This window comes from Frisingicoccus sp., assembly GCA_016298055.1.
GTDB lineage: Bacteria > Bacillota > Clostridia > Lachnospirales > Lachnospiraceae > Frisingicoccus.
The window spans coordinates 1-7,499 of sequence record JAEDDO010000087.1 but is presented as its reverse complement, the minus strand read 5'-3'; the positions used below and the strand labels follow the sequence as shown (position 1 = coordinate 7,499).

Annotated in this window: 7 protein-coding genes; all 7 read right to left on the bottom strand. The window is 44.5% G+C overall.

Going from position 1 to position 7,499, the window contains the following annotated elements; translation table 11 throughout:
• Positions 1-2,220: ATP-dependent Clp protease ATP-binding subunit (locus QZZ35_RS07720; protein ID WP_291236874.1), on the bottom strand; the 2,220-nt coding region annotated here is incomplete at its 3' end.
• Positions 2,221-2,253: 33 nt separating this feature from the next.
• Positions 2,254-2,652, bottom strand: a complete 399-nt coding sequence (locus QZZ35_RS07715) for a GntR family transcriptional regulator (RefSeq protein WP_291236873.1) — start codon at positions 2,650-2,652, stop codon at positions 2,254-2,256.
• A 76-nt stretch (positions 2,653-2,728) separates the two neighbouring features.
• The gene (locus tag QZZ35_RS07710) at positions 2,729-3,517 is read right to left on the bottom strand and encodes an HAD-IIA family hydrolase (protein ID WP_291236872.1); all 789 of its coding nucleotides are present in this window, start codon (positions 3,515-3,517) and stop codon (positions 2,729-2,731) included.
• Between the two features lie 88 nt (positions 3,518-3,605).
• The gene (gene purD / locus QZZ35_RS07705) at positions 3,606-4,877 is read right to left on the bottom strand and encodes a phosphoribosylamine--glycine ligase (RefSeq protein WP_291236871.1); all 1,272 of its coding nucleotides are present in this window, start codon (positions 4,875-4,877) and stop codon (positions 3,606-3,608) included.
• Complete coding sequence (gene purN / locus QZZ35_RS07700; protein WP_291236870.1) at positions 4,874-5,509, bottom strand: phosphoribosylglycinamide formyltransferase; 636 nt, start codon at positions 5,507-5,509, stop codon at positions 4,874-4,876. Before purN ends, purD begins: the two co-directional genes overlap by 4 nt.
• Positions 5,503-6,528: a phosphoribosylformylglycinamidine cyclo-ligase gene (gene purM / locus QZZ35_RS07695; protein WP_291233759.1), complete on the bottom strand. Its 1,026-nt coding sequence runs from the start codon at positions 6,526-6,528 to the stop codon at positions 5,503-5,505. Before purM ends, purN begins: the two co-directional genes overlap by 7 nt.
• 17 nt (positions 6,529-6,545) lie before the next feature.
• Positions 6,546-7,499, bottom strand: a 954-nt coding sequence (locus tag QZZ35_RS07690) for an amidophosphoribosyltransferase (protein ID WP_291236869.1), incomplete at its 5' end; no start/stop codon positions are given.

Genomic DNA, 7,499 nt, shown 5'->3' with positions numbered 1-7,499 from the left:
CATCTGATCCAGGGCTCTGTCTGAAATCTCATTCATCATAATAGCCACGATCTTTTGAATATGTTCTTTCGTCAAAGAATGGAACACAATAATATCATCAATACGGTTCAAAAATTCCGGTTTGAAAATATGCTTGACTTCTTCCATAACGGCAGATTTCATCCGGTCATAATCCGCCTTTTCATCCGTCTCTGAGAAAAATCCCAGTTTTTTCGGAGTCACAATGTTCGATGCTCCTGCGTTGGATGTCATAATGATCACTGTATTTTTAAAGTCCACTTTTCTTCCCTGGGAATCTGTAATATGTCCGTCATCCAATACCTGGAGAAGTACATTAAATACATCCGGATGAGCCTTCTCAATCTCATCGAAAAGCAGGATGGAATAAGGATTGCGGCGCACTCTCTCACTGAGCTGACCGCCTTCATCATACCCCACATATCCCGGAGGTGAACCGATCAATTTGGATACACTGTGTTTCTCCATATATTCAGACATATCGACACGGATGATCGTGCTGTCAGAGCCAAACATCGCTTCCGCCAGCGCCTTCGACAATTCTGTCTTACCAACGCCTGTCGGTCCGAGGAAAAGGAAAGAACCGATTGGACGTTTCGGATCTTTAAGGCCTACCCGTCCCCGTCGAATCGCTTTCGCTACCGCTGTCACTGCCTCATCCTGTCCGATCACCCGTCTGTGAAGTGTCGATTCAAGTCGCATGAGCCGTTCGGATTCTTTCTCTTCCAGCTGTTTCACCGGAATCTTTGTCCAGCTTGATACCACATCGGCCACATCCCGGGCAGATACGGCAACACGACGTTTGTTCTTTCGCTCAATACTCTTCTTCAATGTCAATATCTTTGCCGACAACAGTTTCTGATCTTTGCCGATATCGGAGGCTTTTATCATATCTCCGCGAATAATCGCCTTCTCCTTCGCTTCCTCAAGCCGTTCATTCTCCTTTACCAGTTCCTGAAGCTCACCTGTTATCGTCATGGAAGAGAGTTTCACCTTTGCAGATGCCTCATCGATCAGATCGATCGCCTTATCCGGAAGGAAACGGTCATTGATATAACGGATCGACATCTTCACCGCCGTCTCGATCGCTTCATCCGTAATCGTGACCTGATGATGATTCTCATAGGCCGAACGAAGCCCCTCCAGAATGGCAATGGCCTCCGCCTCGGAAGGTTCATTCGTCATAACCGGCTGGAAACGTCGTTCCAGAGCTGCATCCTTCTCAATGTACTTTCGATATTCTTCAATCGTCGTCGCACCGATGACCTGAATCTCTCCGCGGGCCAGAGACGGCTTTAATATATTCGATGCATCCAGCGCACCCTCGGCACCGCCTGCGCCTATGATCGTATGGATCTCATCGATGAACAAAAGCACCTGTCCGTCTCTCTTCACTTCAGCGATCAGCCGTTTAATTCGTTCCTCAAACTCACCACGATATTTAGAACCTGCAACCATACCGGAGAGATCTAACGTCATCACCCGTTTATCACGTATCGAATCCGGCACATCGCCCTCTGCAATGCGGGCTGCAAGTCCTTCCACAACCGCTGTCTTACCGACACCCGGCTCACCGATGAGACACGGATTATTCTTTGTTCTCCGGCTTAAAATCTGGATAACTCTCTGTATCTCTTCATTCCGTCCGATGACCGGATCAAGTTTTCCCTCCGCTGCCAGTGCTGTGAGATTCATCGCATAACTTTCAAGTGCCGAATCTCTCTCTGTCTCTCTTTGAGATTCCAGATACTCCTTTGCACGCGCCACATCCATTCCCATGGATGCGAACAGCTCAGAGTAGATCTTCGGAATGCTGACACCAAGTGTATTTAAAAGACGAAGCGCAATACAATCCTTCTCCCGAAGAAGGGCAATGAGCAGATGCTCCGTACCGATACTCGTCTGATTCAGTCGGGATGCTTCCCTGCTGCTGCACTCAAGAACACGTTTCGCCCTCGGTGTATAGTCTGCCACTTCGCCTTCCATCACATCACTGTCATTGATCAGCTGTTCAATTAAATTTAAAATCTGTTCCTCCGTAATATCATTCTGTCGCAGGACCTTCGACGCAAGACCTTCCTCAGCACGAATCAATCCAAGCAGCAGATGTTCTGTGCCTATATAATTATGCTGCAGTTCTTCCGCGATATCTCTGGCAAATTCCACTGCCTTCTGTGCCTGCCGTGTCAAACGATACTGCATATAAAACCTCCTGTCTGACTCAAATGTTGTCTGTTATGTCTCATTATAATCGCCACATGCCATACGTTCAAATTCATCGTAAATCTCATCAACCATGGCATGTATATCATCTCTTTGGATATCTTTGCATATAGCTTCTGCCAGTACAGACTGAAGCATCGTCATGATCTGTCCTGTAGCCACCACCTGATCGTAGTCAATGGCCACCACAGCACCCTTTCGGCGATCCAGTTTAATATAGCCTTCCTGTCTGAGAACCGAATAAGCTTTATTCACTGTATGCATGTTGATGCCGATATTATCCGCCAGCTGACGTACAGATGGAAGGGAATCCCCTACCGTCAGCTGTGACGTGGCAATACCCATGATAATCTGATTACGAAGCTGTATATATAATGCTTCGTCACTGTTAAAATCAATCTTAATGATCATATCATCACCCGAATTCTTCGTATCTTTTGAATCGTTACATCTGTTATATACATATTATAACAATATTCGGATAATGTCAATCCTGCAGATAGGGAATCATATCCCCAAGTGATGCAAACACGCCATCCGGCCGGACATCAAACAGCGGAATATCTTCTTTTTTCGTCTCCCCGCTCAGCACAAGAATACCCACTGCTCCATTATTTACCCCGGTTGCCACATCTGTATAGATCCGGTCTCCGACAAATGCGATCTCTTCTTTTTTATATCCTGTTCTCTCAATGACCATATCCAGTGTCTCGCTGCAGGGTTTTCCAAGATACTTCGGCTCCACCCCCGTAGACAATGTGATGGCTGCACACATGGCGCCGCAGTCCGGAATAAATCCGTCCTCTGTCGGACAATTGATATCTTTATGTGTCGCAAGGAACAGGGCTCCCCTGCGGATATAGGTGCACACTCTTTCAAGCTTCTCATAAGTCAGTGTCATATCAAAACCGACAACAACAATATCCGGCATATCCTGCGTCAGGCGGATACCCGCATCCTTAAATGTCTCTTCAAGTGCCGGTGTACCTGCAAGATAAACGGTTTTATCCGGATAGTTTTTCCGTAAAAATTCTGCTGTGACATCACCGGATGTCATAATATCTCTCTTCGAAATATGACAGCCCATACGCTCTAATTTTTCAATATACATTGAACCGTTTTTGGATGAATTGTTTGTAAAAAACACAAAATCCCTTCCCGTTTCTTTTACCTTTTTAACAAAATCCAGTGCACCCTCGATCATGTTGTCACCGAGATAAAAGGTTCCATCCATATCTAACACAAATAACCGGATATTTTTTAATAATTCCTGCATATTACCTGTCTCACCCTTTTCCTTTGTTCAAAAAAAGAGCCGATATGGTTTATCGACTCTCTTTTTTCTCAATATTATACATGAATTATTATGCTTCATCAATAGCTTTTCCGATATCATGACGCATATATTTATTATCAAAACTTACCCATTCGGTTGCTTTATAAGCATTGGCACGCGCTTCTTTCAAATCTGTACCTTTTGCAGTCACACCGAGAACACGTCCGCCGTTTGTCACAATACCTGCATCTGTGCGTTTTGTACCTGCATGGAAGCAGTAATAACCTTCATGTTCCTTAAATGTATCCAGACCACTGATAACAAATCCTTTATCATATTTTACCGGATAACCGTCGGAAGCAAGTACAACACATACAGCTGCATTATCTTCAAATTCCAGCTGGATCTCATCCAGTTTGCCATCGATACAAGCTTCAAATACATCAACGATATCTGTCTTCATACGCGGAAGAACAACCTGTGTTTCCGGGTCACCGAAACGTGCATTATATTCAAGCACCTTCGGTCCGTCCTGTGTCAGCATAAGTCCGACAAAAAGAATACCAACAAAATCTCTTCCTTCGGCTTTCATTGCTGCCATCGTCGGCTTGTAAATGTTTTCTTCACAAAAAGCAGCGATTTCCGGTGTATAGAACGGGCTTGGAGAGAATGTTCCCATACCGCCTGTATTTAAGCCCTGGTCACCATCCTGTGCACGTTTATGATCCTGTGCGGAAGTCATCGGAACAACATGGGTACCGTCACAGAAACACAGAACAGATACTTCCCGTCCTGTCATAAATTCTTCGATGACCATACGGTTTCCGGCAGATCCGAACTGTTTGTCTTCCATAATGGATTTCACGCCCTCTTTTGCCTCTTCCAGTGTATTGCAGATAAGAACACCTTTTCCGAGTGCAAGGCCGTCTGCCTTTAATACGATCGGCATTTTTGCAGTTTCAAGATATTCCAGTGCTTTTTTAGGATCATCAAAATTCTCATAAGCTGCTGTTGGAATATTATATTTTTTCATCAAATCTTTTGAGAAGGCTTTGGAACCTTCGATCATAGCCGCAAGCTGTCTCGGTCCGAAAACTCTCAATCCTTTTGCTTCAAAAGCGTCGACAACGCCGCCGACAAGCGGATCGTCCATACCGATCACGGTAAGATCGATCCCTTTTTCCATTGCAAAAGCAGTTAATTTATCAAATTCCATTGCACCGATATTTACGCACTCTGCATATTCTTCAATACCTGCGTTGCCCGGTGCACAATATATCTTTTCAACCCGTTTACTCTGAGCTACTTTCCATGCGATAGCATGTTCTCTTCCGCCGCTTCCAACAATCAGAACTTTCATGCTGTTTCCTCCTCTATGATAACATGTCCGTCAACGACTTTCACACAGCCGGCTGCAATCAGATCAATTGCCTTCGGCATGATTTTCCATTCCGCTTCTTCCATAATTCTTCTCTGAAGCACTTCCGGTGTATCCCCCGTCTTTACTTCCACCGCTTTCTGAAGAATGATCGGACCTGTGTCTGTTCCTTCATCCACAAAATGTACGGTTGCACCACTGACTTTTACACCACGGGCCAGAGCAGCTTCATGCACATGGAGGCCGTAATAACCGGTTCCGCAGAAAGACGGAATAAGTGACGGATGAATATTGATGATCCGGTTTCTGAAGCTTCGGATCATCTCCGGCGGGATAACGACCATAAATCCTGCCAGTACAATAAGATCCACTTTCAGATCCAGAAGGGTATCTAAAAGGACTTTATTGAACATATCCCTGTTCTCGAAATCCTTTGGTGAAATACACTGAGCCGGAATGTGATGCTTTGCCGCACGTTCCAGTGCTTTTGCATTCTTATTGTTCGAAATGACCATGGCAATCTCTGTATTTCGGATCGTTCCATCCTCAATGCGGTCAATAATGGCCTGGAGATTTGTTCCTCCGCCGGATACAAGTACTGCGATTCTTAACATAATGTCACTCCTGCTTCACCTTCAACTGTTTCACCGACCACATAAGCTTTTTCGCCGGCTTCTTCAAGTAAAGCCAGAGCTTTATCTGTATCTGCAGGATCAACAGCGATAACCATACCGATACCCATATTGTATGTGTTGTACATAACTTTTTCTTCAACATTGCCTTTTTCGGCCATTAATTTGAAAATTGCAGGTACTTCATAGGAATCTTTATGTACAACGGCATGTACACCTTCCGGAAGCATTCTCGGAATATTCTCGTAGAAACCGCCGCCTGTAATATGGCTGCATGCTTTCACTTTAACACCGCCGTTTTTAAGGCTCTTTAATGCTTTTACATAAATCTTTGTAGGTGCAAGAAGTGCCTCGCCGAGTGTTGTTCCAAGTTCATCATAATATGTTTCAAGGGATTCTTTTGTCATTTCAAAAATCTTACGTACAAGAGAGAAACCGTTGCTGTGTACACCGGAGGATGCGATACCGATCAATGTCTCGCCGCCTTTTAACTCTTTACCTGTAATTAAATCTTTTTTATCAACAATACCAACAGCAAAACCTGCAAGATCGTATTCATCTTCCGGATAGAATCCAGGCATTTCTGCTGTCTCACCACCGATCAGAGCAGCTTCTGACTGAACGCAGCCTTCAGCAACACCGCTGACAATTGTTGCAATCTTTTCCGGATAGTTTTTGCCGCAGGCAATATAATCCAGGAAGAATAAAGGTTCTCCGCCGGCACATGCAATATCATTGACACACATAGCCACGCAGTCAATACCGATCGTGTCATGTTTATCCATAATAAATGCAAGTTTTAATTTTGTTCCAACACCGTCTGTACCGGAAACAAGGGTCGGTTCTTCCATATTTTTAAATTTATCCAGTGCGAAAGCTCCGGAAAAGCCACCGATATCTGTAAGTACTTCCGGTCTCATTGTTCTCTGAACAAATTTTTTCATTAATTTCACTGATTCGTATCCAGCTTCAATATCAACGCCTGCGTTCTTGTAATCCATAAATTTTTTCCTCCTATTTATTCTACCGGATATTTTCCGGTAAAGCATGCCATACATAATGTATCTTCTGTACCCTGACAAGCTTCCAAAAGTCCTTCAACAGACAGGAAAGCCAGTGAATCGGCACCAATCATATCTTTGATATGTTCTGTTGTCACATGACTTGAAATAAGTGATGCCTGATCCAGATCAAAACCGCCAAAATGACACGGATATTTTACTTCAGGAGCTGCCACACGGACATGGACCTCCTTCGCCCCCGCATCCTTAAGAAGATCGACCAGGATACGCCCTGTTGTGCCCTTGACCATAGAATCATCCACAACAACGACCCGTTTGCCGCAGACACGGCTTTTGATCACTGCAAGTTTCATCGTTACACCCCGACGTACCATATCTTCTGTCGGCTGTACAAACTTATTGCAGTGGAATTTATTTTTAATAAATGCATCTTCCAGAGGAAGACCCATTGCTTTTGCATATCCGGAAGCAGCAGCAAGACCTGAATTCGGCACCCACACGATGACATCCGCATCGGCCGGAGCTTCTTTTGCAAGTATACGCCCCATCGCTTCCCTCGCTTCAAATACTTCCACACCGCCAATCACACTGTCCGGTCTGGAATGATATATATATTCATAAGAGCATAAGGCTTTTTTCTCTGATGTCTGAGACATGGAAGACTTTATTCCGTCCTGATTGATCGTCACGATCTCTCCCGGAAGCACTTCCCGGATCACCTCAACATCCAGTTCGTTAAAAATACATGTCTCCGATGAGAAATAAAGAGAATTTCGCTTCTTTCCAAGAATCAGAGGCTTCATTCCAAAAGGATCCCGAACACCGATGATCTTTCTCGGTGTCATGACGAGAAGCGAATATCCACCCTTAAGCTTCGGCATAATATCAGCGATTGCTTCTTCAATCGTCTCAAACCGGTTTCTGGCTCTTGAAATAAGAACCGAAATGAT